This is a genomic window from Paenibacillus montanisoli (assembly GCF_003268025.1).
Lineage (GTDB): Bacteria > Bacillota > Bacilli > Paenibacillales > Paenibacillaceae > Paenibacillus_Z > Paenibacillus_Z montanisoli.
The window spans coordinates 892,341-916,351 of sequence record NZ_QLUW01000002.1 but is presented as its reverse complement, the minus strand read 5'-3'; the positions used below and the strand labels follow the sequence as shown (position 1 = coordinate 916,351).

Annotated in this window: 27 protein-coding genes; 23 read left to right on the top strand and 4 right to left on the bottom strand. The window is 52.2% G+C overall.

Annotated features, from left to right (window positions below; genetic code table 11):
• Positions 1–15: 15 nt before the first annotated feature.
• From resB to DL346_RS13620, 5 genes are all read left to right on the top strand, one after another.
• Positions 16–1,680, top strand: coding sequence for a cytochrome c biogenesis protein ResB (gene resB / locus DL346_RS13645; protein WP_112882648.1), 1,665 nt, complete (start codon positions 16–18; stop codon positions 1,678–1,680).
• A complete protein-coding gene (gene ccsA, locus DL346_RS13640) occupies positions 1,677–2,936 on the top strand; it encodes a cytochrome c biogenesis protein CcsA (protein ID WP_112882647.1) in 1,260 nt (419 codons plus the stop codon). Before resB ends, ccsA begins: the two co-directional genes overlap by 4 nt.
• Positions 2,937–2,973: 37 nt before the next feature.
• Positions 2,974–3,690, top strand: a complete 717-nt coding sequence (locus DL346_RS13635) for a response regulator transcription factor (RefSeq protein ID WP_090976783.1) — start codon at positions 2,974–2,976, stop codon at positions 3,688–3,690.
• Positions 3,691–5,103, top strand: coding sequence for a HAMP domain-containing sensor histidine kinase (locus DL346_RS13630; protein ID WP_112882646.1), 1,413 nt, complete (start codon positions 3,691–3,693; stop codon positions 5,101–5,103).
• 408 nt (positions 5,104–5,511) lie between these two features.
• Complete coding sequence (locus DL346_RS13620; protein WP_112882644.1) at positions 5,512–5,979, top strand: hypothetical protein; 468 nt, start codon at positions 5,512–5,514, stop codon at positions 5,977–5,979.
• A gap of 610 nt (positions 5,980–6,589) precedes the next feature.
• On the opposite strand, the gene DL346_RS13610 is transcribed toward DL346_RS13620, so the two are convergent.
• Both DL346_RS13610 and serA read right to left on the bottom strand, forming a co-directional pair.
• Positions 6,590–6,985 (bottom strand): chromosome partitioning protein ParB, encoded by a 396-nt coding sequence (locus DL346_RS13610; protein WP_112882642.1) that lies wholly within the window; start codon positions 6,983–6,985, stop codon positions 6,590–6,592.
• A gap of 136 nt (positions 6,986–7,121) precedes the next feature.
• On the bottom strand, positions 7,122–8,714 hold the full coding sequence (serA, locus tag DL346_RS13605; protein ID WP_112882641.1) for a phosphoglycerate dehydrogenase: 1,593 nt from the start codon (positions 8,712–8,714) through the stop codon (positions 7,122–7,124).
• A gap of 262 nt (positions 8,715–8,976) precedes the next feature.
• On the opposite strand from serA, the gene DL346_RS13600 reads away from it, so the two are divergent.
• Positions 8,977–9,303, top strand: coding sequence for a rhodanese-like domain-containing protein (locus DL346_RS13600; protein WP_112882640.1), 327 nt, complete (start codon positions 8,977–8,979; stop codon positions 9,301–9,303).
• A gap of 7 nt (positions 9,304–9,310) precedes the next feature.
• On the opposite strand, the gene DL346_RS13595 is transcribed toward DL346_RS13600, so the two are convergent.
• Positions 9,311–10,237, bottom strand: a complete 927-nt coding sequence (locus DL346_RS13595; protein ID WP_112882639.1) for a hypothetical protein — start codon at positions 10,235–10,237, stop codon at positions 9,311–9,313.
• Between the two features lie 127 nt (positions 10,238–10,364).
• Between DL346_RS13595 and DL346_RS13590 the strand changes: the two genes are divergently transcribed.
• Genes DL346_RS13590 through DL346_RS13580 form a run of 3 tightly spaced genes read left to right on the top strand, consistent with a single transcriptional unit; the run spans position 10,365 to position 12,094 of the window.
• The gene (locus DL346_RS13590) at positions 10,365–10,958 is read left to right on the top strand and encodes a CPBP family intramembrane glutamic endopeptidase (protein ID WP_112882638.1); all 594 of its coding nucleotides are present in this window, start codon (positions 10,365–10,367) and stop codon (positions 10,956–10,958) included.
• Positions 10,955–11,179, top strand: a complete 225-nt coding sequence (locus DL346_RS13585) for a hypothetical protein (RefSeq protein ID WP_112882637.1) — start codon at positions 10,955–10,957, stop codon at positions 11,177–11,179. The genes DL346_RS13590 and DL346_RS13585 overlap by 4 nt, the downstream gene beginning before the upstream one ends.
• A gap of 39 nt (positions 11,180–11,218) precedes the next feature.
• A complete protein-coding gene (locus tag DL346_RS13580) occupies positions 11,219–12,094 on the top strand; it encodes a metallophosphoesterase (protein WP_112882636.1) in 876 nt (291 codons plus the stop codon).
• Here DL346_RS13580 and DL346_RS13575 read toward each other — a convergent pair.
• A complete protein-coding gene (locus tag DL346_RS13575) occupies positions 12,045–13,025 on the bottom strand; it encodes a polysaccharide deacetylase family protein (protein ID WP_112882635.1) in 981 nt (326 codons plus the stop codon). The genes DL346_RS13580 and DL346_RS13575 overlap by 50 nt on opposite strands.
• 179 nt (positions 13,026–13,204) lie before the next feature.
• Between DL346_RS13575 and DL346_RS13570 the strand changes: the two genes are divergently transcribed.
• The 14 genes from DL346_RS13570 to DL346_RS13515 all read left to right on the top strand — a co-directional run bounded on the left by DL346_RS13570 (position 13,205) and on the right by DL346_RS13515 (position 23,929).
• Entirely contained in the window at positions 13,205–13,525 is a 321-nt protein-coding gene (locus tag DL346_RS13570; protein ID WP_112882634.1) for a hypothetical protein, read from the top strand.
• A gap of 268 nt (positions 13,526–13,793) precedes the next feature.
• Positions 13,794–14,399 (top strand): genetic competence negative regulator, encoded by a 606-nt coding sequence (locus DL346_RS13565; protein WP_112882633.1) that lies wholly within the window; start codon positions 13,794–13,796, stop codon positions 14,397–14,399.
• A gap of 167 nt (positions 14,400–14,566) precedes the next feature.
• Entirely contained in the window at positions 14,567–15,808 is a 1,242-nt protein-coding gene (locus tag DL346_RS13560) for a Glu/Leu/Phe/Val family dehydrogenase (RefSeq protein WP_133257535.1), read from the top strand.
• A gap of 79 nt (positions 15,809–15,887) precedes the next feature.
• Positions 15,888–16,583 carry a glutamic-type intramembrane protease PrsW gene (gene prsW / locus DL346_RS13555; protein WP_112882631.1) on the top strand — a complete coding sequence of 232 codons (696 nt, stop codon included), beginning with the start codon at positions 15,888–15,890 and terminating at the stop codon, positions 16,581–16,583.
• 51 nt (positions 16,584–16,634) lie between these two features.
• The gene (locus DL346_RS29070; RefSeq protein WP_165822503.1) at positions 16,635–16,793 is read left to right on the top strand and encodes a hypothetical protein; all 159 of its coding nucleotides are present in this window, start codon (positions 16,635–16,637) and stop codon (positions 16,791–16,793) included.
• Between the two features lie 102 nt (positions 16,794–16,895).
• Positions 16,896–18,230, top strand: coding sequence for a germination protein YpeB (gene ypeB / locus DL346_RS13550; protein WP_112882630.1), 1,335 nt, complete (start codon positions 16,896–16,898; stop codon positions 18,228–18,230).
• A gap of 107 nt (positions 18,231–18,337) precedes the next feature.
• Positions 18,338–18,991, top strand: coding sequence for a flagellar brake protein (locus tag DL346_RS13545; RefSeq protein ID WP_112882629.1), 654 nt, complete (start codon positions 18,338–18,340; stop codon positions 18,989–18,991).
• Positions 18,992–19,078: 87 nt separating this feature from the next.
• Positions 19,079–19,255, top strand: coding sequence for a hypothetical protein (locus tag DL346_RS29065; protein WP_165822502.1), 177 nt, complete (start codon positions 19,079–19,081; stop codon positions 19,253–19,255).
• A gap of 138 nt (positions 19,256–19,393) precedes the next feature.
• Positions 19,394–20,089, top strand: coding sequence for a (d)CMP kinase (cmk, locus tag DL346_RS13540; RefSeq protein WP_112883111.1), 696 nt, complete (start codon positions 19,394–19,396; stop codon positions 20,087–20,089).
• Between the two features lie 3 nt (positions 20,090–20,092).
• Positions 20,093–20,671 carry a lysophospholipid acyltransferase family protein gene (locus DL346_RS13535; RefSeq protein WP_112882628.1) on the top strand — a complete coding sequence of 193 codons (579 nt, stop codon included), beginning with the start codon at positions 20,093–20,095 and terminating at the stop codon, positions 20,669–20,671.
• Positions 20,672–20,782: 111 nt separating this feature from the next.
• Positions 20,783–22,033 carry a 30S ribosomal protein S1 gene (rpsA, locus tag DL346_RS13530; protein WP_112882627.1) on the top strand — a complete coding sequence of 417 codons (1,251 nt, stop codon included), beginning with the start codon at positions 20,783–20,785 and terminating at the stop codon, positions 22,031–22,033.
• A gap of 146 nt (positions 22,034–22,179) precedes the next feature.
• Complete coding sequence (locus tag DL346_RS13525) at positions 22,180–22,809, top strand: YphA family membrane protein (RefSeq protein WP_112882626.1); 630 nt, start codon at positions 22,180–22,182, stop codon at positions 22,807–22,809.
• Between the two features lie 3 nt (positions 22,810–22,812).
• Complete coding sequence (locus DL346_RS13520) at positions 22,813–23,751, top strand: YIEGIA family protein (protein ID WP_112882625.1); 939 nt, start codon at positions 22,813–22,815, stop codon at positions 23,749–23,751.
• Positions 23,744–23,929 carry a capping complex subunit for YIEGIA gene (locus tag DL346_RS13515; protein ID WP_112882624.1) on the top strand — a complete coding sequence of 62 codons (186 nt, stop codon included), beginning with the start codon at positions 23,744–23,746 and terminating at the stop codon, positions 23,927–23,929. The genes DL346_RS13520 and DL346_RS13515 overlap by 8 nt, the downstream gene beginning before the upstream one ends.
• The last annotated feature ends 82 nt before the right edge of the window (positions 23,930–24,011 follow it).

Here is a 24,011-nt window from a genome sequence, read left to right as displayed (position 1 = left end):
AAGGAGGTTTTTTGCATGTTAACGTTTGAAAACACGAAATGCGAGTGCGGTCACCAGAATCCCGTCGGCACCGTCTTGTGCGAAAGCTGCGGCAATCCGCTGGACGTCGAGGAAGCGGCGAGCGAAGCGCCGCTCGAGATGCGTTACGACGGCATCGCCCGCCGCTCGCAGAAGGCGAATCCGTCCCCGATTGACCGCGTTTGGAACTTTTTTTCCTCGGTTAAAGTTGCCGTGAGGCTCATTGTCATAACGCTGATTGCCTCAATTGTCGGTACGATCTTTACGCAGGAAAACGCCTTTATCTCATTTGATCCCTCCACTTATTACGAGGAACGCTACGGCTGGATCGGCAAGTGGTACTACAAGCTGGGGCTATCCAACACGTACGAATCCTGGTGGTTTATCGGCTTGTTGGTCATGATCGGCACATCGCTGGTCATTTGCAGCCTGGACCGCGTGCTTCCGCTCTACCGGGCGCTGAACAAGCAGCAAATCCGCAAGCACTTGACCTTCCTGACGCGGCAGAAGACGGTTTATGCAAGCAGCGTTGAAGGCGCTCCGGAGGCATGGACCGCTTCCATGGCCGAGCAGCTGAAGCGCAGACATTACCGCGTCCACCAAGACGGTGACGCTCTTCTGGCGGAGAAGTACCGATTCAGTCGTTGGGGGCCTTATATCAATCATATCGGTTTGATCGTGTTTCTGCTGGCGGTGCTGCTCCGGTCTTTGCCGGGCTGGGCGATGGATACTTACATCACGGTTCCGGAGGGCGAGACCGTACAAATTCCGGAAACGAATCTGTACGTGAAGAACGAGAAATTCACGATCGACTACTACAAGGATGACGAGCTTCCGGAATCGTTGAAAGGTACGGCGCGCGCCAAGCTCTATGAGACGAAAGCGGTGCTGTACGAATGCGAAGCGGACTGCGACGATCCGTCCAAACAGCCGCAGCTGAAGGAAGTGAAGCGCCACAGCATCATTGTGAACGATCCGCTCTCCTATCAAGGCATTAAAGCATACCAATTCGGCTACGACGACACGCCGAAGCTGAAATCGGTGAATCCGGTGCTGATCGATCACAAGACCGGCAAAACCTACGGTCCGTTCAAGCTCGAGATGCGGAATCCGGAGCTGACATACGCGCTGGGACCGTACACGCTTGAACTGCGCCAGACCTACATGGATTTCGCGCTCGATTCGGAAGGCAAGCCGACGACCAAATCCAAGGAGCCGAACGCGCCGGCTTTCGTATTTGTCCTGAAGGGGCCGGATCTGGCTGAAGGCGGGGAGCCTTATATGTATTTTCCGAAACAAAACGACAAGGCGCGCTTCAGCCAAGACGTCATCAACGGCGAGTTGGCCAAACGGTTCGAGATCAAGGTGCCTTCCATGGAAGGCGTAGAGTTTGCCGGCGTTGTCACATCGCTCAACATCCGATCGGACCGCGCGATGCCGTACATTTGGGTCGGCGCAGGCATTTCCATGTTCGGCTTGCTGCTCGGCTCGTACTGGCACCACCGCAGAATTTGGCTTCGCATCGACGGCGGCCGCGTCACGATCGGCGCACATACGAACAAGAACAATTACGGCATGCGTGCCGAGGTCGCTTCCGCGCTGCGCGGTTTAGGCATCGTCGTAGAGCCGAAGTCGCTGGATAACGGGAGGAACAAATCGTGAGTTTGCTTGATTTCAGCAGCGATGCCTTTATCGCCGCGTTTTTTCTTTACTGCTTTGGATTTATGTTTTACGGCGTTTCCGCGCTCGGCCGCAAGTGGAGCAACCGCAGTCCGGAGGAGCATACCCGCCGCTGGGGGCGTATCGCCTACGCGGTGTCGATTCTCGGCTTCGCCGCTCATGTGACGTTCTTCATTACGCGCTGGATCGGCGGAGGCCATATTCCGACCAGCAACATGTACGAATTCATGACTTTCCTGGCGATGGCGATCATGTTCGCTTTCGTCGTCGTCAATGCGATCTACCGCAAGCCGCTGCTCGGTTTGTTTACGCTGCCGCTGACGGTAATCATCGTCGCTTTCGCGGCCGTATTCCCGCAGGAAGTGCAGCCGCTCATTCCGGCGCTGCAATCGATCTGGCTGAAGATCCACGTCACGACGGCAGCAACCGGCGAAGCGTTCTTCGCGGTCGGTTTTGCGGCAGGCCTCATGTATTTGCTTCGTACGGTCGATTTCAAAAAAACGGACGAACGCGCAAGACGCGAGCAGCGCTGGGTCGAATTTACGCTCTATGTGATCGTCGTCATTATCGCGTTCATCGGAAGCGTCTTCGCGTTCCGCGGAGCGGGCTATGAGGCGAGCTTCAAGCAAGAAAACGTTGAAATCAGCGATACCGGTGTCGACAACACGACAACCGAAACGGTCGAGTATTCGCTGCCGCCGATTTTCAAACCTTATAACAGCCAGGTTGTTTCGATGGATGCCTTCCTAGGCTTCAAAGAGCCGCTTATGGAAACCCCTCATTGGATGAAGGGAGTAAACGCCGCGCGCAAGCTGAATACGATCACATGGTCGGTCATTAACGGTACGATTCTGTACGGCCTTCTTCGTCTGGTGCTGCGCAAGCGCATCGGCGCCGCTATCCATCCGCTCATGGACGGTATCGACGAGGATGATATCGACGAGATCAGCTACCGCGCGATCGCGATCGGCTATCCGATCTTTATGCTCGGCGCTTTGATTTTCGCGATGATCTGGGCTTATATCGCCTGGTCGCGTTTCTGGGGCTGGGACCCGAAAGAAGTTTGGGCGCTTATTACTTGGCTGTACTACACGGCGTACCTGCATCTGCGCTTGTCGCGCGGGTGGCATGGCGCCAAGTCCGCATGGCTGGCCGTTATCGGTTTTGTCGTCGTCATGTTTACGCTGATCGGGGTTAACCTTGTCCTCGTCGGCTTGCACTCCTACGCAGGCGTTTAACAGATCATTCGCATGAAGTTGAAAGGAGACAACGGAAATGTCTGAAGAACTTCACCGCATTCTAGTAGTCGATGATGAGGAACGGATTCGCAGACTGCTTAAAATGTACCTAGAGAAAGAAGGCTATCTCATCGAGGAGGCGGAAGACGGCGAGACGGCGCTCCGCCTGGCGACGGCCGGCGAGTTCGATCTGATCCTGCTGGATGTCATGCTGCCAGGGATAGATGGCGTTGAGGTCTGCTCCAGGCTCCGCCAAGTGAAGGCGACGCCGGTGATTATGCTGACGGCCAAAGGAGAAGAGATGAACCGGGTGCAGGGCTTCGAAGTCGGCGCAGACGACTATGTCGTCAAGCCGTTCAGCCCGCGCGAGGTCATTTACCGCGTCAAAGCGATTTTGCGCCGTTCGTCGGCGACGGCCTTCCTGACGAAGGAAGCGCTGACGAGCAACAACATCGTATTCCCGCATCTCATCATTGAGCATGATGCGCACCGTGTTATGGCCGGCGGGCAAGAGGTCAGCTTGACGCCGAAAGAATATGAGCTGCTTCACTATCTGGCGATTTCGCCTGATAAAGTGTTTTCCCGTGAAGAGCTGCTGAAAGACGTCTGGAACTATGAATTTTTCGGAGATCTTCGTACCGTGGATACGCATGTCAAACGGCTTCGCGAGAAGCTGAATAAGGTTTCCCCGGAAGCTGCGATGATGATCACGACGGTTTGGGGCGTAGGCTATAAGCTTGAGGTGCCGAAGTAAGTGATGATCTGGCGCAGCGTTGTCGGCAAGCTATGGATTACCATCATCGCGTTAGTGGCTGTCGTCTTGCTGATTCTCGGCATGTTTCTGCTGCAGTATATCGACATCGCCTTCGATGACTCGCATAGAGTCAAGGTGCTGTTCGTCTATACCGCGATTATCGGGTTTCTGCTATCTACGTTTTTTGCGTTCTTCTTGTCAACCAAAATCACGCAGCCGCTGCTCCAGCTGAAGAAAGCGGCCGATCTGATCTCCCACGGCGAGTATCGTACCCGCGTTCCGATCCGTTCAAACGACGAAATCGGCGATCTCGCCAATACGTTTAATCACATGGCTTTCGAACTGGAAACGCTGATCCGCGATTTGAACCATGAGAAGGACCATTTGGCAAGCGTTCATCGGAGTATGGCGGACGCCGTAGTGACATTCAATGCGGATGGGCAGATCATTCTGGCCAACCCGCACGGACAGCAGCTCATCGAACAGTGGAAAGAACTGGAATGGACCGATGATTTTATCGGAGCGCATACGCAGGTGCCTGAGCCTCTGTTTGAGCTTTACCGCAAGGTGCTCCGTGAAGGCAGAGACTTGACGGACAAGGTTCACGTGCAAAGCGGCGCATGGTCGGTTGTCATGGCGCCGCTCAAGTCGAACCACACCGTGCGCGGGGCGGTGGCGGTAATCCGCGATGTCACGGAGGAGACGAAGCTGGAGAAGCTACGCCGTGACTTCGTGGCGAATGTGTCGCATGAGATCCGGACGCCGCTATCGATGCTGCAAGGCTACAGCGAAGCGCTGCTTGACGATATCGCCGCTTCGCCGGAAGAGCGCAAAGAGCTCGCGCAGGTTATCTATGAGGAATCGCTGCGCATGGGACGCCTCGTGAAGGATTTGCTCGATCTTGCAAGAATGGAAGCCGGCCATATCGAGATGAAGCTGATCGAGACGGATTTGACGGGGCTGCTAAAGCGCGTGCACCGCAAGTTTCTGGCGCTTACTAAGGAACGGGACATTCAGCTGCACGCCGAGCTGCCGCCAGAGGCGCTCATGATCGGGCAGGCGGATGAGGACCGGCTGGAGCAGGTACTGACGAACCTGCTGGACAATGCGATCCGGCATACGGCAAAGCATGCCTCGATCGCGCTTAGCGCACGAAACATCGTCATAGACCAGAAAGCTTTCGTCGAGATCAGGGTGAAGGATGAAGGGGAAGGCATTCCGCAGGAGGATCTGCCGTTTATCTTCGAACGGTTCTACAAAGCCGACAAAGCGCGTACCCGGGGTGCATCGGGCGGAACCGGCCTTGGCCTCGCGATCGTGAAGAGCATTATCGACGCTCACCGGGGGCAAATCAAAGCGGAGAGCGTTGTAGGGGCCGGTACAACCTTTACGATTCTGCTTCCCGTCAAATAAGCAAATGAAGAGGCTGTCCCAAAAGTAAACTTTGGAACTGCTACTGTGACAAAATTGGATGGCATACGGAATAAACCAAGGAGCTAAGCGGCCTGTTTTCGCTTAACTCCTTGTTTTTTTGCGTCCACTGCGGCTTTTTTGAGCAGATTGTGGTACTGCTGTATCCGACATTGAATTGATTTTCGGTGCCGATCTGCACATTGTAGCCCGGCTTGAGCTGGCCGTTTCGCATGTGGTCTTCTTTCATCAGCATAAACGTGGCGTCATGGTCCGTTTAGCTCTTACTGTATTAGTGTAACTTTCTTATCTCGAAAGCAAAGAACTCTCAAAACAGAACTTCACTGAGTGTTAACTACTTTTATTATGGTGATAATTGAAGTTAGAAGTACATCGATGGAGGATATATCAATGGCATTCTCAATATTCTTTTCGATAACTGTAATAATGAATATCTCCTATGCGGTGTCTAAGAAAAATCTCCATCTCTTCGAAATCATGTTTGTTTGGATGGTTGTTAATATTATTCACCATAATTTCATGACGGTCTTTGCTTTAAATATGGGGATGTTTGACTTTGGAAAATATCCGAGTCAGTATTGGACTATGGCACTAATTAGAGTGTTTTTAATCCCCTTGCTCATCATATGGTATTTAGATAAAAGCTTGGATGGAGGAAGCACATATAAAAAATGGACAAGGCTGCCGGTGGGGATTTCGATCCTTGTAGGCATCGAATATCTTGCTAATGCTCTTAATGTTTATCACTTCAATCAATGGAAACTATGGTGGTCCTTTGCGGAGTGGTTTGTTATTTTCTTGCTAATTAATTACCCATGGATTTGGTTTCGGAAATTACTTAGAAAAGAGATGGGCTGAATGTTGCCTTTACCCGTAAAATTTGACCAGAACGAATGGTTTGTCATTCTTAATTGTGTTTTAGGCTACACTTGGCTATTATTTGTCCCCAAAAGATATCCTCGTGTAATTTCTATACTGGTTATCTTATTCAGCGTTACTGTTGCTATCATCATGGATCATACAATCGCAACTCCTCCCTTAGATTTGTACGATATCAACGATCTTAAGAAATATGAATTGACAGATGTAATCACATACTTCATGTACTCCCCTTATGCGCTACTATCTGTATATTTATTTGACAAATTAAATCCAAACGGACTTTACTTTACGGTGTATGTAATTGTGTGGTCACTTTTAGCTGTTTGCCTTGAATGGTTAGCCATATTTTTTAATGTTTTCAAATTTCACGGCTGGACTTTGCTTTATTCGTTTTCGTTTTACTTATTCGTTACAACACTACACTTAAAATTCTTTCAGTTTATCTTGAGATATTCTAGAGAAACGTAAAAGATATAACAATGACATCTAGGATCAATAATTTTGCCCTCTGCATAAAAGTAAGCGTAAAAAAAGTGGGTGCCCCTCAGGTCAATTCATGACCTTTTGGGACCCCCTCTTATTTTCTTTATAGAATGACGTCCGCTGGCGGCAATTGTATAAAGACGGCATCGATTTCACTTTTTTCTTCGATCAGTGCTTTTGCGATTCGATGGCCTCCATCAATCAACTGCCCATCGGCACATAATAGTATGGGGTACTCCATGTTTGCGTTAATGATTCTCTGACAATGACGAGCAACATTGCGTATGGTTGGAATGGGTGCGCTCCGGCTATCCGCAAACCAACAATCCTGATCAAGTTCCTTTATGGAGTCTATCTTGATTTTATGAACGGGTAAGTGTTTGGATATCTCCCACAGTTTTTCTACATCCCATATATGTCGCCTTCCGTCTATGGTCCTTCCGTGCTTGTGCTTCATTCGTGAAAGGAACTCTTCCACAATAATCACCTCAGTTTGCATCTGGCATCCTTCGAAAGTCGGTTCTTGTTGAAGGAAGTAGACAAATCTTGTTGGTCGTGAAACATTTTCATTGTAAAAATTCGGTTTTCGGATAAAAAACAGCTCCGGCCCTCGAAGAGGGTCGGAGCTTTGCAGTTTATACGAGTTTGATTTCCTTCGCTTTGTTCAAATCAGGCAGGTTCACAAGCTCCGAAATAACGTCCTTGGAAACGCCTTTGTCCACGGTCAGCACCATGATCGCAGAGCCGCCGACAAGCTCGCGTCCTACTTGCATCGTTGCGATGTTGACGTTGTTATTTCCGAGCAGCATGCCGACATTACCGATAATGCCCGGTTTATCGTTATGCGAGATCAGAATGATGTTGCCTTCCGGCGCAACGTCGACGGGGAAGCGGTCGATCTGAACGATCCGCGGACCGTAGCCGGTCAGCATTGTGCCTGTAACGAGGCGAGTAGCTACTTTGGAGCGCAGCTTGACGGTAATGGAGTTCGTGAAGTCACGCGCTTCGTGCGAATTCTGAACGACGATGTTCACATGGCGCTCTTTCGCAAGGTGCATCGAATTGACGACGTTGACTTGCTCCGAGCCCAGGTGGTGCGAGAGTACACCGCGAACGATATAACGCGTAAGCGGCTGCGTATCGACTTCAGCCAGGTCGCCGGCGTAGCTCACCGTAATTTCTTCTACGGCGCCTTCGGTCAATTGAGCGATAAAGCTGCCGAGCTTCTCGCCAAGGCTGAAGTACGGTTGAAGCTTGCTCAATACGTTAGCCGGAATCGGCGGCATGTTGACCGCGTTCATAAACGGCTTATCGCGCAAAATGTTCAATACTTGCTCGGAAACATCGATCGCCACGTTCTCTTGCGCTTCGACGGTCGAGGCGCCAAGGTGAGGCGTCACGATGATTTTCGGATGCTTCAGGAACGGGTGATCGGCTGCAGGCGGTTCAACTTCGAATACGTCGAAAGCTGCTCCGGCTACGATGCCTTGATCGATCGCTTCAACTAGCGCATGCTCGTCGATAATGCCGCCGCGCGCGCAGTTCACGATGCGCATCCCTTTTTTCATCACTTCGAATTGCGCACGGGAGATCATATGGCGCGTTTCCGGCGTGAGCGGCGTATGAACGGTCATAAAGTCGGCGTTGCGCACGATATCATCCACGGAGGACAACCGAATACCGAGCTTCTCTGCGCGTTCCTCGGTCAAGAACGGGTCGTATCCCCAAATTTCCATGCCGAACGCTTTCGCGCGCTTAGCTACTTCGCTGCCGATGCGTCCCATGCCGAGTACGCCGAGCACTTTGTTGCGAAGCTCAACGCCTAGGAACGATTTGCGGTCCCATTCGCCGCCTACCGTTTTCAAGTAAGCTTGAGGAATGAAGCGGGCAACCGACATCATCATGGCGAAAGTATGCTCGCAGGTTGTGATGGTATTGCCGTCTGGCGCGTTAATGACAATAATTCCGCGTTGCGTAGCTGCTTCCAAGTCGATGTTGTCCACTCCGACTCCGGCGCGGCCGATCACCTTGAGCGATTTGCCTGCATCCATGATGCGGGCTGTTACGCGTGTCTGGCTCCGTACGAGAAGCGCGTCGTATTCGCCGATAATGGCGACGAGCTCATCCTCGCTTAATCCCGGTTTTTTGTCGACAGCGACATCCTGCGCATCCACTAGCTGTTGAATGCCCAGATCGCTGATTGGATCTGAGACCAATACTTTAAACATGTTGGGTTGCCTCCTGAGCGTTTGTATGATGATGTATAGTAGAAGTGAAAGACCCTCGTTAAGAAACCGCGCTGGGCGGCTTCTTAGGCGAGGGTCTGTTCACACGATCACACGTCAAGCTATTGTTGTACCGGATGGACCAACAGAACCAGGCTACATTAATGTTTACTATTTTAACAAGTATTATGGAAAATGCAATCATTAAAACTTGCCCAAATGTGAAATTTTCGTTATGATCGACCGTGAAAAGGGGGCGTAATTGTTGGAAAGATGGAGCAATATCGAGCCGGAGCCGTTTTTGGCGCTCGTGCGGGAAGGGAAGCTCGCGCTCGATCAAATTATCGACGTGAGAGAACTTGATGAATGGAATTATTATCATTTAGATAACAGTACATTAATGCCGCTTTCTTCATTTCAAGAACGTGAAAACGAGATCGAGCGCGAACGGCCGGTCTATGTCATTTGCGCGCACGGCGTAAGAAGCGTCGCGGTTTGCCGTTATTTAAGCGAAAAAGGATACGGCAACCTCGCCAATGTCATTGGCGGCATGGCTGCCGTATCCTCTTTGGATGGCTTTCAATACGATTAAGGACGCGCTATTCGGTCTCCGGAAAGAAGAATGGAAGCTGTGGAAGCAGTTCTTTCGCGTACAGCTCGGCTTTGCTTTGGCTGAAATCGCCCGAGCGAACCGCTTCGGTGCTGATGAGCAGGTCAACGATGGCATCGACCGACTTCATCTTCATGTTGTTCGCTTGGCCTGAATAAATAAATTGATCGACACGGGACGAAAGATCCTGCGGATAGAATGGCGACAGCTCCTTGCGGGCATTGAGCTGGTCGGCCATCAGCTTGTTTTTGACGGTGAGCGGAAGCGGCTTCCATTGCTCGATGGTCAGGACGGCAGAAGCATCATAATGATTCGGAATGTTCGGATTGACCGACGAGCTCCATTTCAGCATCGACTCGTAGTAGCTTTGCTGGCCGGCCACCGCAAACTTCACGCCTTGCGTATAGTAAGCATCCTTCTCTAGAGCTTTCATGAGATCGGCAGTATTCATGTCTTTAGCAGAAACAGCGGCTCGCTGAGCCGTTTCGCTGAACATTCGCAGGCTCTTCAGGAGCTGCAGCTGGGCGGTTTCCAAAAGCGGGGAGCTTTTCGGTACGGAGGCATGCTCGGCTTCGTCATATTTTTGCTCCGCTACGCTGGATAATTCCTTTAGCGCAGAGCTGACATCGGTCAGCTGCTGGGAGGTTAGTTTATGGATCGTTTCGAACCAGCTTGTTTGAAATTCACGATAGGGCAAAAATACGGTATGATAGAATGAAACCAGATCCTGCTGCTGATAGGCGGTTGCGATGCCAGGATTATTGCCGCTGAGATGCTTCGTATTCTCGACCAGCTTCGCTTCGGTTTGTTCCGAGCCTATCTTTACGCCATAGAAGAAGGCTCCGACGGCGATAACGAGCATGAATAGAAATCCTAGACTAAAGAGCATTTCGGTGCGTGTCAGTCGTTTCTCCATGTTTATCTCCTTCATCCATTATTTCGTCAATAATCGTCGGATTCTGTCAAATGATTCAATTGTCCTACTAGTATAGGGTAAAAGCTTTGAAAAGGAAATATGAACCTTCCATGGCAGGGAGCTGGACATGAAAAAATTCGATCTCCGCAAATTGAAGATAAAACCGGTGACCGTGGACCAGATCGACGATCGCATGCTGCTTATCAATTTGTACGCAACACAAGCAATAACTCTAGTTATCGGTTTTATTTGGCTGCTTTTTCAGAAGCGGAACCCATTTTTATTATTTGCTCCTCCAGAAGGTTTGAAGTATCTGTATTTCGGAGCCGGATTGGCGGCCCTCGTCATCGCCATCGATTTTCTTACCGCCCGTTTCGTGCCGGAAGAAGCGAACGATGACGGCGGCGTAAACGAACGGATATTTAAAAATCGCGCGACCTGGCACATCGTCGTTCTGTCGCTGATTGTGTCTATTTGCGAGGAGACGCTGTTTCGCGGCGCGATTCAGCATGGAATCGGTCCGTACTGGACGAGCATTATCTTTGCAACGATCCATGTCCGGTATTTGAAACACTGGATCCCGACGGGTCTAGTGTTTGCGATCAGCTACGCGCTAGGCTGGATCTACATCAAGACAGGCACGCTTTGGGCCCCGATTATTGCACATTTCCTCATTGATATGATTATGGGCCTTGTGATTCGATTTCGGAGGGAAGCATGAGCAGAGTAAAGAAATTTGGCAGCAGAAAATACGTCGGCGCGCAGGCTGCGCGCGCGCGCAGCGAAACAGCGGCGGCCTCGGAAGACGCGCCGCTGACGTCGCGCCGTTTTAAGCATCCTTCTAATAAACAGCAGATGGCAAACTTGTTTTACCTGGTACTTATTTTTCTTTTTTTACTGCTAATGGTTGGACTGCTTTTATGGGGGAAACAATTCGAATAACCATGAGGAAAGCAGCATTGGGGGAGGTGCTTCGATTTCGTGTGGATATGGGTCTTGATAACTGCCGCTGCGGCATCGATAGCAATGCTGGGCGTCATGGTGAAGACGTCCTACAGGTACCGGCTGGATGAGCAGACGGTTTCGTTCGATCGGCTTCCGCCCGCTTTTGACGGGACGACGCTCTTATTGATAACGGATATACATAGAAGGTTAGTTTCCGATGAGGAGATTGAACGGATAACAGCGGCCGGAGGCGCCGACTTGGTGCTGATCGGCGGGGATTTGCGGGAAAGAAGAGTTCCGCTTGCCAGATCCCGGGGCAATATCAAGCAGCTGGCTCGGATCGCGCCGATTTACATGGTGTTCGGCAATCACGATTACGACGAAGACATGAGGCCTTTTGAAGTTATGCTGCGGGAAGAGAGAGTCGGGCTCCTCGTGAATGAATCGGTCATCCTGGAGCAGCGGGACGGGAGCCGAATCCGGCTCGCCGGCGTCGATGATCCGCGTACCGAGAAGGACCGGCTGGATTTGGCTCTCAGCGAAACCGAGGAATTAGGCGGCGATGGCAAACCATTCACCATCTTGCTGGCCCATGATCCGATACTTGCGAAGCGGATGAATGACGGTCAAAAACAGGAGGTAGATCTCATCCTGTCCGGCCATACGCACGGCGGCCAAATTAAGCTGCCGATTATCGGGCCTGTGTGGCGCGGAACGAACTATTCCGGCTACTCAAGCGGATGGTTCGATTGCCCGCCGCGCGAAAAAGCCGGAGCCAAAGGGCCCCGGCTGTTCGTCAGCAATGGTTTCGGTACATCCAGATTGCCGATCCGCTTGGGAGCGCCGGCTCAATTTCACCGCATTACTTTGCGGTCTTCTGCGGCTTCTCGTCGAGACCAAGATCGATCGTAGCCGGGTCTATGAACCCGTAACCTTTGCTTTCCAGCTTCGTGAGCAGCTCATCCAGCGCTTCGGCCGTCCAAGGCAGCTCGTGCATGAGAATGTTTACCCCCGGGTGAAGCTGATCCAGCACGTTGGCGATGACTTTGTCCGGTTTGTTCTTCGTGCTGCTGTCCCAATCCAGGGAGCCGTTGGACCAGGTCATATAGAGCATGCCATGCTCGCGGACAAGTTTCTTCACATAATCGCTGCCGAGCCCAAACGGCGGACGGAAGAAAACCGGCTCTGTGCCAACGACGTCTTTGACGATCTTCTGGACGTCGCCGACCTGTTTCTGGACAGAGGCTTGCGATTCTTTTTTCAAATTGATGTGATCCCAGGAATGGTTGCCGATCGTTTGCCCGCGATCGGCAATTTTTTTAAGCAGCTCAGGGTGCTCCTTGACGCGGTATCCGTTAACGAAGAAGATCGCTTTCGCTTTATGCTTATCAAGCGTATCGAGCATCGAGCTGAGCATTTCGTCTTCTTTAGGGCCGTCATCGAAGGTGAGCAGCACGACCTTGTTGCTCGTTGCCGCCTTGTCAATCGGAACGAAGCTGTACACTTTATTCATCTTATACAGCTTCGTTACGGGCTGCGGCTCCGGCTCCGGTGCGGGCTCCGGGGACGGCTCTTCCGCAGCAGGCGCATTCGCCTCTGGCGTATTATTTGTCCCGTTGTTCGCGGGCTGATTGACTGGAGTATCGCCGGACGTTCCTTCGTTTGCGTTCGCGGCCGTATTGCCGTTTGCCGGGGCAGGCTCCGTCACATTCGCTGAAGGCTGATTGGCAGCATCCGGCGCCGTAGCGTTATTCGTGCGGTTTGACGATTCGCCGCACCCTGCTGCAAGCAGCGCGGCTGCCAATAAAATAATGGAGAGGGAATGCTTTTTGCGAAGCGGCATGCTGTCAACCTCCTGTTGCCTTCATGTTGGTAATGCCAAGGCAGAATGCACTTATTTTATCATATTTCCAAAATGAACCGAACTTTACTACTTCCTAAATTTGTGATGGATTGACCTCCGCCTGCCAAGGTAAAGCTAAATGCGAACCGGAAGTAGCATTTAGCATAGGAGGATTGCCGATGAAATGGTCGGGATTTCTAATTGGGAGCCTTGCCGGGATGGCAGCGGCGGCATATGTGGCGAAGAGAAGGCCGGGCATGTTCGCATGGGCGAGCAGCGCCGCGGGCAATGCCGTGAATGGCATGACGAGAAGGGCGATGGGAGCGGTCATCAGCAGGAAGTTCGATAGGGAAGCGGTGCACCATGCCGCCCCAAAGCGTTCAGGCGCTTCCGCAAAAGAGTCCGGAGACGCATGGGGACAAATTGAAGTGCTGCTTAACAGCGACCCCGGCGTCAAGGAGCAGGTAGATCAAATTAAAGCGGAGGCAAAGCCTCATTAAAATCCGCATTAAATCCGCAACTTTTAGAATCGTTTTGCCGTTTTGTTACGTAGTAACGAATAACGGCAGGCGATTCTTTTTTTGTTTCCTCTAGTGCATTCCACCAACAGACATGCTAACATAGTTACATAAACACAAATTTATCACAATTCCATCGCTGCTTCATACGCTATGTATAACAGATACTATCCGCGTTCAGTGTGCTTTCGAAGACGGTTTTTGCTCCGAGTATACGAAGCAGATGCTACTCGAAAAGGAGGATCCTATCATGAAAATCGAACGGCTCAATCAAGATAAAATACGCATATTCCTGACGTTCGACGATTTGCTGGAACGGGGGATCCAGAAGGAAGACATGTGGCGCGAAATTCCGAAGGTACACGAGCTTTTCAGTGAAATGATGGATCAAGCCTACAGCGAACTCGGCTTTGACGCCAGCGGTCCTCTGGCCGTAGAAGTGTTTGCGCTCCCTGCCCAAGGCATGGTCGTCATCGTGACACGCGGCAAAGTGAACGGAAAATCCGATGATCACATCCAAGATGACGAGAGCGACGAAGACGTTTACGAAATGGAAGTGACGCTCGAGCAAAGCGACATCGTGCTTTACGCGTTTCGCGACATCGAGGACGTCATCTCGGTTTGTAAGCAGCTGCACAGCGCCGAGCTGATCGAGGATGGGCGTTTATACGCCTACAACGGCAAATATATGCTGGCTTTCGAGCCCGTTGGCATCGAGCTGCCGCGATATCACGCGATAATCGCGCTGCTTGCCGAGTATGGCGAAGCGACCTCCATTACGACAGCCGTTCTCGAAGAATATGGCAAAGTGATTGTACCCGCCAAAGCGGTTATTGAAATTTGCACTCATTTTTAATCTCACGCATTCAAGTGAAGCATCAGCTTACGGCCATTTCCGTAGGTCTGATGCTTTTTGTTTGTTTTCCTTTTGGACGCGAAAGGCGGCAGCAGGATTACCGCATAGCCGGCCATCATCCCGCTCATATTACAAAGGAAAAGGTGGTGAACATTCCTTTGAATGGAATGGAAAGCAGCAATGTATTGACGTCGACTCAAACCGTAATCGAAGAGGCGCTCAAAAAGCTGGGCTACGGCGAGGATATGATCTCACTGCTCAAGGAGCCGATGCGGCTTCTGACGGTTCGGATTCCGGTGAGGATGGATGATGGCAAAACTCGCGTGTTCGTCGGCTTCCGCGCGCAGCACAGCGACGCCGTCGGGCCGACGAAGGGCGGCGTCCGGTTCCATCCGGACGTGAATGAAACCGAAGTGAAGGCGCTGTCTATTTGGATGAGCATTAAATGCGGCATAGCCGATTTGCCATATGGCGGCGGGAAAGGCGGCATTATTTGCGATCCCAGAAAAATGTCCTTCCGCGAGCTGGAGCGGCTGAGCCGCGGATATGTCCGGGCGATTAGCCAAATTGTCGGCCCGACGAAGGACATTCCTGCGCCGGACGTCATGACCAACTCGCAAATCATGGCCTGGATGATGGATGAATACAGCCGTATCCGGGAGTTTGATTCGCCCGGATTTATTACCGGCAAGCCGCTAGTGCTGGGAGGCTCGCTCGGCCGCGAAAGCGCGACGGCCAGAGGCGTCGCGATCATGATCGATCAAGCCATGGCAATGAAAGGCATCCCGCTGAAGGGAGCCCGCGTCGTCATTCAAGGCTTCGGCAATGCGGGAAGTTACCTTGCCAAATTCATGTATGAGGCCGGCGCGAAGGTGATAGGTATTTCCGACGTGCACGCCGCGTTGTATAATGAGCAGGGACTGGACATCGAGGATTTGATGGACCGCCGCGATTCGTTCGGTACCGTAACGAATTTGTTCAAGAATACCATTACGAACGAGGATCTTCTCAAGCTCGATTGCGACGTGCTGGTGCCGGCCGCCATCGAAAACCAAATAACGGCAAGCAACGCGGATCAAATTCGTGCTAAAATCATTGTAGAGGCCGCTAACGGCCCGACGACGCTGGAAGCGACGAAAATCGTAACGGAACGCGGCATCTTGCTCGTGCCTGACGTGCTGGCAAGCGCGGGCGGCGTTATTGTTTCGTATTTCGAGTGGGTCCAGAACAATCAGGGCTACTATTGGTCTGAAGCTGAGATAGATACCAAGCTGCGCGACATGATGATCCGCGGCTTTAATAGCGTATATGAGCTGCATAAGCTAAAAAAAGTGGATATGCGGCTCGCCGCCTATATGGTGGGCGTCCGCAAAGTGGCAGAGGCTGTCCGCCTGAGGGGGTGGGTGTAGCCGGCTGCCGATCAAGCGAGATTTATCCGCACGGCTGCTGTCCGGCGGGGAGGCTCGCCTTCGGAAGGTGACTTCAACAATGCTGCTGTTTTCTATATTGACCGCTGCGGTTGCTCCCGGCATTTCGCTGCTGACCTATTTTTACTTGAAGGACCGTTACGATGCCGAGCCGATTCATATCGTCGTGCGCGTATTCCTGCTCGGCGTGCTGATCGTGCTGCCGATCATGGTCATCCAACGCGGCTTGCTGCTATGGCTCGGAGATGGTCCGATTCTGTTCTCGTTCACGATATCCGCGGGAGTCGAGGAGCTGCTGAAGTGGTTCGTGCTTTACCATATCATCTACAACCATACGGAATTCGACGAGCCCTATGACGGCATTGTCTATGCGGTGGCGATCTCGCTAGGTTTCGCGACGGTGGAGAACGTGCTCTATGCGGTTTTTCAACCGTCTTCCGTTGGTTCGCTGCTTATTCGCGCGCTGCTGCCGGTTTCCGGCCACGCTTTGTTCGGCGTCACGATGGGGTATTACTTGGGCAAGGCGAAATTCGCCGATCCGGGCAAGGTGCGTACGTTTATCCTGCTGGCCGCCGCTATTCCGCTCATTGAGCACGGGGTATATGACTGGATCATGGGCTCCGGCTCGACGTACTGGGTTTGGTTTATCGTACCTCTCATGGGCTATCTGTGGATCAAGGGCGTGCGCAAGATGAACCGCGCAAACGCCAGATCGCCATTCCGTATGCTGGGCCATGAGGAAGAGATTAAGCTTTAACATTTCCGTCAATAATAGGAAAAAAAGCTGCTGCTCACTCAGGAGGATACGATGATTTCGGCTCGCGTAAAGGTAACGATTCGCTGCAATCACTGCGGCGAGAAATTCATTCTGCGGGGACGCAGGGAGAAAGACAAAATCGATACCGGCTTCAAGCAATGCCTGTGCAACAACATCAATGATTTTGAAGTCGAAGAGCTGGCTCTGTAGCCAGTTGACAAAATGACAAAAACATACCAAAACCATGCATAAAGCTCCTTTCCGCAAACCAAACTAGTACCAGGTTTTGCATACGAAAGGAGCTTTTGCTATATGTACCGTCGATTAAGCGCAGTGCTGTTTCCGATCATGACGCTGTTATTCGTCGGCTCGATCTATTGGGGCTACCAGGAGCATCAGGAGAAAAACTCGATTCTGATCAAAGCCGAGAATCAGTATCAACGCGCTTTCCATGACTTGTCGTTTCATGTAGAGCAGCTTCATCGGGAGCTCGGGAACACGTTAGCCGTGAACAGCAAGTCGCAAGGCTTTCACCGGAAAGGACTCGTCAACGTTTGGCGTCTGACCAGCGAAGCGCAAAACGAGATCAACCAGCTTCCTCTGACGCTGCTGCCTTTCAATAAAACAGAGGAGTTTTTGTCGAAAATCGCCAATTTCTCGTATAAAACGTCCGTGCGGGATTTGTCGAAGCAGCCGCTCAGCCCGGATGAGTTCAAAACCTTAAAAACGTTATATGCGGATTCCGAATATATCTCGAAATCGCTCATTGGCGTGCAGGATAAGGTCATCGCGAACAATTTGCGCTGGATGGATGTCGAGGTTGCGCTCGCTTCCGAGAAATCGATGCACGACAATACGATCATCGACGGGTTTAAGACCGTCGACAAGAAGGTCGCCGAATATCCCGAAATAAACTGGGGACCATCCGTAGCAAGCATGTATCAGAAACGTTCCGTTCAAATGCTGAGCGGCACAAAGACGACGCCGGAAGAGATCAAGAAGCAAGCGGCGAAGTTTCTGAAGTTGGACAACCCGAATGATATCCGGGTCGTCGAGAACGGGAAGGGCACCGAATACGCTTCCTATTCCGCGACGTACAAAGCGAACAAATCGGACAATCCGATCGAGATCGATTATACGCAGAAAGGCGCTAAGCTGATCTGGTTCCAGAACCCGCGCGACATTGGCAAGCCGGTCGTCAGCGTAAGCGATGCGAAGCAGAAGGCAGCCGATTTCTTGGCCCGTCACGGCTTTCCGAAGATGAAGGCCATAACGTATGACAAAGATGACTCGATGGCGGTATTCACGTTCGTGGCAACGCAGAACGGGGTGCTAATCTACCCGGATAAGCTGACGGTCAAGATCGCGCTTGATAACGGAGATTGCGTGGCGATCCAGGCTTCGGATTTTGTCTTTGAGCATCACAAACGCAATCTGCCGAAACCGAAGCTTATGAGCTCCAATGCGCGCGCTTCCCTCAATCCGGATTTCAAGGTGCAGCGGGAACAAATGGCGCTGATCGAGAACGACTTGGCCGAAGAAGTGCTTTGCTATGAGTTCGTAGGAAAAATCAACGGCGGCGTTTATAAAATTTATATAAACGCGGTTAGCGGCATCGAGGAAGCAATCGAGCAATTACCTGAATAAAACGCCCAAGACGTGCACGCGGTGCACGTCTTTTCCTGTATTGGCACCACTCCCCAAGTTTCGACATGCTGTGCTATAATCGAGCCATAAAGGGGAGGGGAGCTAGGATGCTGCCTAAAGTGAATCAGTTTCTATATTTGCATGTAGCTTCTTCCGATGATGAAGAGGCCTCGACAGAGTACAAATCCAGAATCTCGGACATGGACAACGACGAACTCTTGATCGATATCCCGCTCGTTGAAGGTACGGGAAAGTATAAGCGGTTATTTCTGGGGGACGAGCTTTCCGCGCATTTCGTAACCCAAGAAGGGGTCAAAAGCTATTTCAATACCCATGTGCTGGGCTTTAAAGAAGACGGCGTCAAGATGATTCGCATCCGCAAACCGGATCAGGAGTCGATCACGAAGGTGCAGCGCCGCAATTTTCTACGCGTTCCCGCAGAGCTTGAAATGGCCATTCAGCTCGCTTCGCAAATCCGTTTTATCGCGATGACAGATGACGTTGGCGGCGGCGGCATTTCGTTCATCACAGACGGCAAATGGCCGATGCAGTCCGGTACGGAGCTGGAATGCTGGCTGCTGATTCCATACCGGAACGGCACGGTGGACCATGCCCACTTTACAGCGGAGATTGTCCGGGTCAAGTCGCTTGAATCCGGCCGAAATCAAGTGATGGCGAAGTTCTCAAGCATTCTCGACAGCGAGCGCCAGCGGATTATCCGCTATTGCTTCGAGCGCCAGCTGGATTTCCGCAAGCGTTAAGAACGAACAGAAATCAAGTGCATAAGGAATGGCAACGTGGAAAAACTACCCTTATCCAAGCAATGCCGGAGCAGGGAGGTTCCATCCATGGCAAAGAGATCAACCAAGGACTATACGTCCATTTCCGATCATGTCACGCGCGTGCTGCAATTCATCCTTGTGGTGCTGCTTGCCGCAATGCTGTTAAGCCAGCTCGCCCTGCAAATTCCGGCGGTCCGACTATGGGTAACGGGCGTTGACCGACTGGAAGGAGCCCCCTTCTAGCAAGGCTTTCGTTCTTTGCACTTCAATCGCTGCTGTGGTATAATTCTCACTATCGCAGGCAGAGCCTGCTTTTTTAATGGCGATTGACGCAACATAGCAGCCGTTTAAGACGCTCAAGGAGGGTTACACCGCTTGATTATGGATGGGGGAAACAGCGGCGGCCGCATCAACGTAGCCATAGACGGGCCCGCAGGTGCCGGCAAGAGCACCGTCGCTCGAAGAGTCGCCGAACAGCTTGGATACATATACATTGATACAGGTGCGATGTATCGCGCGGTTGCGCTGGCCGCGAATCGGGCAGGCATTTCGCCGGGCGATGCGGACAGGCTGGCTGAGCTGGTGAAGACGATCGACATTGCGCTTGAGCCTGGGGCTGACGGCCAGACGGTTTGGCTGGGCGGCGAGAACGTCACAGCTGCCATCCGGACCCGGGAAGTTACGCTCAAGGTATCGGAGATTGCCTCGCATGAAGCGGTCCGCATGCGTCTGGTAGAGATGCAGCGGAAACTTGCGGCTTCGAAGGGCGTCGTCATGGACGGCCGCGATATCGGTACGCATGTGCTGCCGGACGCCGAAGTGAAGGTGTTTCTCGTTGCCAGCGTAAAAGTACGGGCGCTGCGCCGCTATCAAGAGCTGTCGGAGAGCGAGCTTGTGCCGATTGAGCAGCTGGAGCAGGAGATCGCCGAGCGGGACCGCAGCGACGAGAGCAGAGATATTTCGCCGCTCATTCGCGCGAAGGACGCCGAAGTGCTCGACAGCACGGACCTGACGATCGACCAAGTCGTCGAACATATTCTAGACGTATGCCGAACCAAAACGGCGGAGGCGAAGTAAACTATGATATACAACATTTGCCGCGGCCTCCTGCGCATCATTTATGCGATTCTGTTCCGGTTCGAGGCTTCGGGTCTGGAGAATATTCCGGCAACCGGTCCTGTCGTGCTTTGCAGCAATCATATCAGCTTGCTTGATCCGCCTACGGTGGGAACGAAAGTGAACCGCAAGGTTTACTACATGGCCAAAGCAGAGCTGTTCGATATACCGCTGTTCGGATCATTTATCCGGACGCTCGGCGCATTTCCGGTGAAGCGGGGCGGAGTCAGCAAAGACACGATCCGCACGGCCATCAACTTGCTCAAGGAAGGCAACGTAATGGGCATATTCCCGGAAGGCACGAGAAAAGCTGGAGAGGACAGCGCCGGCAAGAAGGGCGCGGCGATGATCGCTTTGCGCAGCGGCGCAACCGTCATTCCGGTCGCGATTATCGGCAACTATCGGCTGTTCCGAAAGATGCGCATCAAGTATGGCAAGCCTATTGATATGACGGCCTTCATTCAAAATTCTTCTTCCGATGTATTGGAACAGGTTACGGAAGTCATCATGACGAACATCCGCGCGATGGCGAAGCAAGGGTAATTATTTGGATCGATTATTCATGTTTTAGACGGCGCGCCTGCAGAGCCATGTTTCAATCTGGGGCGGCGCGTTTAAATAAAGTTGGGGTATGAATTGAGGAGGTTATTTCACATGTCAGAAGAAACAAAAGTACAAGAATCCGCTGCAGCGGAAACAATCAGCCAAGATGCGATGGACAATTTGGTGTCCTTGAAAAAAGGGGACACCGTGACTGGTACGATCGTCAAAATCGAAGATAACCAAGTCTACGTAAGCCTTGGATATAAATATGACGGCGTTATTCCCCTTCGTGAGCTTTCCTCGGTCCAGCTTGACAGCGCGCAAGACGCGGTGCAAGTCGGTCAAGAAGTACAGCTGAAGGTTGTCAGCATCAACGATGCGAAAGAAAGCCTCGTCCTTTCCAAAAAATCGGTTGACAGCGAGCGCGCATGGGACGTTCTTCAAGCCCGCTTTGATTCCGGCGAAGTGTTTGAAGTTTCCGTCGCAGACGTCGTAAAAGGCGGCCTCGTTGCCGACGTAGGCGTCCGCGGATTCATCCCGGCTTCCATGGTAGAGCGTCACTTCGTTGAAGATTTCAGCGACTACAAAGGACGCACGCTTCGCGTGAAAGTGAAAGAGATTGACCGCGAGAACAACAAAGTCATCTTGACTGCGAAGGAAGTGCTGGACGCTGAGTTCGAACAGAACAAGCAAGCGGTCATGGGCAGCCTGGAAGTCGGCCAAGAGCTCGAAGGTACCGTACAGCGCTTGACTCCGTTCGGCGCATTCGTAGATATCGGCGGCATCGACGGCTTGGTTCACGTATCCGAGCTTTCCTGGCAGCATGTTGCACATCCGAAGGATGTTGTATCCGAAGGCCAATCCGTTCGCGTTAAAGTGCTTAAAGTGGATCCGGCGGCAGGCAAAATCAGCCTGAGCATTAAAGCGGCTCAACCGGGCCCATGGGAAATGTCGAGCGACCAATTTAAAATTGGCGACATCGTGACGGGTACGGTTCGCCGTATCGTAAGCTTCGGCGCATTCGTCGAAATCGCGCCTGGCGTTGAAGGACTTGTTCACATTTCGCAGCTTGCTCACCGTCACGTGGCAACGCCGAACGAAGTTGTGAAGGAAGGCCAAGAAGTTAAAGCGAAAATTCTCGACTTCAACCCTGCCGAGAAGCGCGTCTCCCTCAGCATCAAAGAAACGGAAGAAGCTCCGGAGCCGGCGCCTCGTCAAGAAAGAGAGCGCAGCGATCGCGGCGAGCGTGCTCCTCGCGCTCCTAAAGTCGAGCTGAACAACCCGAACGTAAGCCTGAGCAACGAAAGCATGAGCTTTACGCTTGCTGAGCGCTTCGGCGACAAGCTGAGCAAATTGAAATAATAGCAATCAACAAGGCCGTTATCCTTGTGCAGCCAGGCTGCGCGGATAACGGCTTTTTTATGTGTGCAGGCAATCCTTTAATAGGTCCGGCTGGATTAGGTTCACTCTCTTAAGCGCATAATATAGGCCATAAGAGGTGATACGCTGTGAATGATGGATTTGTTACGTTCTGGCTCTTGTCAATGGCGTTCATCCTCTATGTGACAGGCTGGAAAGAGCTGGTCGCGGATGGGGTTCCGTTTCGGGTGCTGGGCTTATTTCTGCTGGCCGCGTTATTGCTGCAAGTCGCTGAACTATCGATCGGAGAGCATGTCGTGCTGACAGGCAGCGCGGCGCTGGCAATCGGTGTAGCACTGCTGCAGCTGGCCTTGATCGGCCAATGGGGCAGTATGTTTTTTGTCTTTTTCTCTTCACTCTTAACCGGGTTCATGTGGATGTGGGTGCGGTATATATACGGCATGGACCCGGTGTTCTACGCGCTGCATCCGGTTTGGGACGGGCCGCTGCTTGCCGGTCTGTTCGCCGGCCTGCTCGCGGATCGGTTCCGCAGCCAGTTTGTCATCGCCGTACTAGCCGCCGTGTTCGCGCAGTTTAATCAATGGATTAGCCCGCTTGAGGCATCGAAGCTCATGGTCATCGGCTCCGCGGCTTGGTGGGACGGCTTCATTATCGCCATGTTGGCGGCACGGATCACGGGCAACGCGAAAAATTGGCTGAAGCAGAAGGCGGTCCGATTTATAGATGACCGATCCGGCCAACGAGGAGGGAGCATATAGCTCATGTGGGAACAACTTTGGACGCAGTTGAAGGCGGGTCAGCCGCATCATGTGCTGATCGGAATTATGCTAGGCGTCTTGTTCGGCGTTTGCGCGAGATTCATTATGCTCCGCACGGACTACAGGCAATACCCGACGTATCCGCATGGCCGGATCATTCATATCTCGCTCGGTGTGATCGCCGCAGCGCTCGGCGCGGTTGCCGTTCCTGCCTTGTACAAGAAGGATTTCACCGCCATCACGTTTCTGTCGCTCGCCGCGCAGCAGTTTCGGGACGTGCGCAAGATGGAGCGTGAAACCTTGTCGAAAATCGACAGCATGGAGCTCGTGCCCCGCGGATCGACCTATATTGAAGGAATTGCGATGGTGTTCGAAGGACGCAATTATCTAGTCATTTTATCGTCCTTGCTGACCAGTCTTGCATCGCTGGCACTAGGGCTGCCATTTGGCGTCGGCATGGGGCTGCTTACGCTGTTCCTCGTTTATAGGCTCAAATCAGGCAAATCGGTTTCCCATATTGCCGATGCCGAAATTGCCGAGGTCAAGGTGGACGGTCCCGATCTATTCGTCGGCGATATCTATATTATGAATGTGGGGCTGACTTCGAATCAGAAGCTGATTGCCGAGCGCGGACTCGGTATTATTTTGAGGCCGTATAACCCGAACGGGAAAGCGACCTTGAGCAATTTGGGCCAACGGCAAGCGATTCTGTTCGATTTATCCACGATTCTAGGCGTTTACCGCGACGACGGAGAGCCTGCGCTTGTACCTATGGCGAAGCTCGATATGAAGGACGGCCGGCTGGCGGTGTTTCTGCTGCCGCAGGAGAAGGATGCGGAGAAGGCGAAGGCGATCGTTCGCAAGGTGCCGATTCTGGAATCAGCCGTTAGAATGCCGACCGAAGCCAGCGTAAACCGCGGGAAAGGAGAGCAGCATGGCTAAAATTGTGGCGATTGTTGCAACGGAGCATGAGAAGGTGGCGGGCGGCGCGCCGATCATAATTGAGCCGGATGCGGAAAAGCGGGAAAAGACGGCGTTCCTGCTTGAGAAGATTCTTGACGCCAGCGTGCATGACTTGAAGAATGGATGTTTTATTTTAGTCAATCATCGGGAAGAATGAAATGTTAGCCATTCCCGTTGTTTTTTGCTATGATGGAAGGCGTGAGTATTTGAGCATGCCCCTCTATTTACTTGACTATGGA

Bases quoted from the DNA above. Each gene is read 5' to 3' on its own strand.
- resB (WP_112882648.1), top strand. From the start codon at position 16: ATGTTAACGTTTGAAAACACGAAATGCGAGTGCGGTCACCAGAATCCC.
- DL346_RS13635 (WP_090976783.1), top strand. From the start codon at position 2,974: ATGTCTGAAGAACTTCACCGCATTCTAGTAGTCGATGATGAGGAACGG.
- DL346_RS13620 (WP_112882644.1), top strand. From the start codon at position 5,512: ATGGCATTCTCAATATTCTTTTCGATAACTGTAATAATGAATATCTCC.
- DL346_RS13610 (WP_112882642.1), bottom strand. From the start codon at position 6,985: ATGCAAACTGAGGTGATTATTGTGGAAGAGTTCCTTTCACGAATGAAG.
- serA (WP_112882641.1), bottom strand. From the start codon at position 8,714: ATGTTTAAAGTATTGGTCTCAGATCCAATCAGCGATCTGGGCATTCAA.
- DL346_RS13595 (WP_112882639.1), bottom strand. From the start codon at position 10,237: ATGGAGAAACGACTGACACGCACCGAAATGCTCTTTAGTCTAGGATTT.
- DL346_RS13590 (WP_112882638.1), top strand. From the start codon at position 10,365: ATGAAAAAATTCGATCTCCGCAAATTGAAGATAAAACCGGTGACCGTG.
- DL346_RS13585 (WP_112882637.1), top strand. From the start codon at position 10,955: ATGAGCAGAGTAAAGAAATTTGGCAGCAGAAAATACGTCGGCGCGCAG.
- DL346_RS13575 (WP_112882635.1), bottom strand. From the start codon at position 13,025: ATGCCGCTTCGCAAAAAGCATTCCCTCTCCATTATTTTATTGGCAGCC.
- DL346_RS13570 (WP_112882634.1), top strand. From the start codon at position 13,205: ATGAAATGGTCGGGATTTCTAATTGGGAGCCTTGCCGGGATGGCAGCG.
- DL346_RS13565 (WP_112882633.1), top strand. From the start codon at position 13,794: ATGAAAATCGAACGGCTCAATCAAGATAAAATACGCATATTCCTGACG.
- DL346_RS13560 (WP_133257535.1), top strand. From the start codon at position 14,567: ATGGAAAGCAGCAATGTATTGACGTCGACTCAAACCGTAATCGAAGAG.
- prsW (WP_112882631.1), top strand. From the start codon at position 15,888: ATGCTGCTGTTTTCTATATTGACCGCTGCGGTTGCTCCCGGCATTTCG.
- DL346_RS29070 (WP_165822503.1), top strand. From the start codon at position 16,635: ATGATTTCGGCTCGCGTAAAGGTAACGATTCGCTGCAATCACTGCGGC.
- ypeB (WP_112882630.1), top strand. From the start codon at position 16,896: ATGTACCGTCGATTAAGCGCAGTGCTGTTTCCGATCATGACGCTGTTA.
- DL346_RS13545 (WP_112882629.1), top strand. From the start codon at position 18,338: ATGCTGCCTAAAGTGAATCAGTTTCTATATTTGCATGTAGCTTCTTCC.
- DL346_RS29065 (WP_165822502.1), top strand. From the start codon at position 19,079: ATGGCAAAGAGATCAACCAAGGACTATACGTCCATTTCCGATCATGTC.
- cmk (WP_112883111.1), top strand. From the start codon at position 19,394: ATGGATGGGGGAAACAGCGGCGGCCGCATCAACGTAGCCATAGACGGG.
- DL346_RS13535 (WP_112882628.1), top strand. From the start codon at position 20,093: ATGATATACAACATTTGCCGCGGCCTCCTGCGCATCATTTATGCGATT.
- rpsA (WP_112882627.1), top strand. From the start codon at position 20,783: ATGTCAGAAGAAACAAAAGTACAAGAATCCGCTGCAGCGGAAACAATC.
- DL346_RS13520 (WP_112882625.1), top strand. From the start codon at position 22,813: ATGTGGGAACAACTTTGGACGCAGTTGAAGGCGGGTCAGCCGCATCAT.
- DL346_RS13515 (WP_112882624.1), top strand. From the start codon at position 23,744: ATGGCTAAAATTGTGGCGATTGTTGCAACGGAGCATGAGAAGGTGGCG.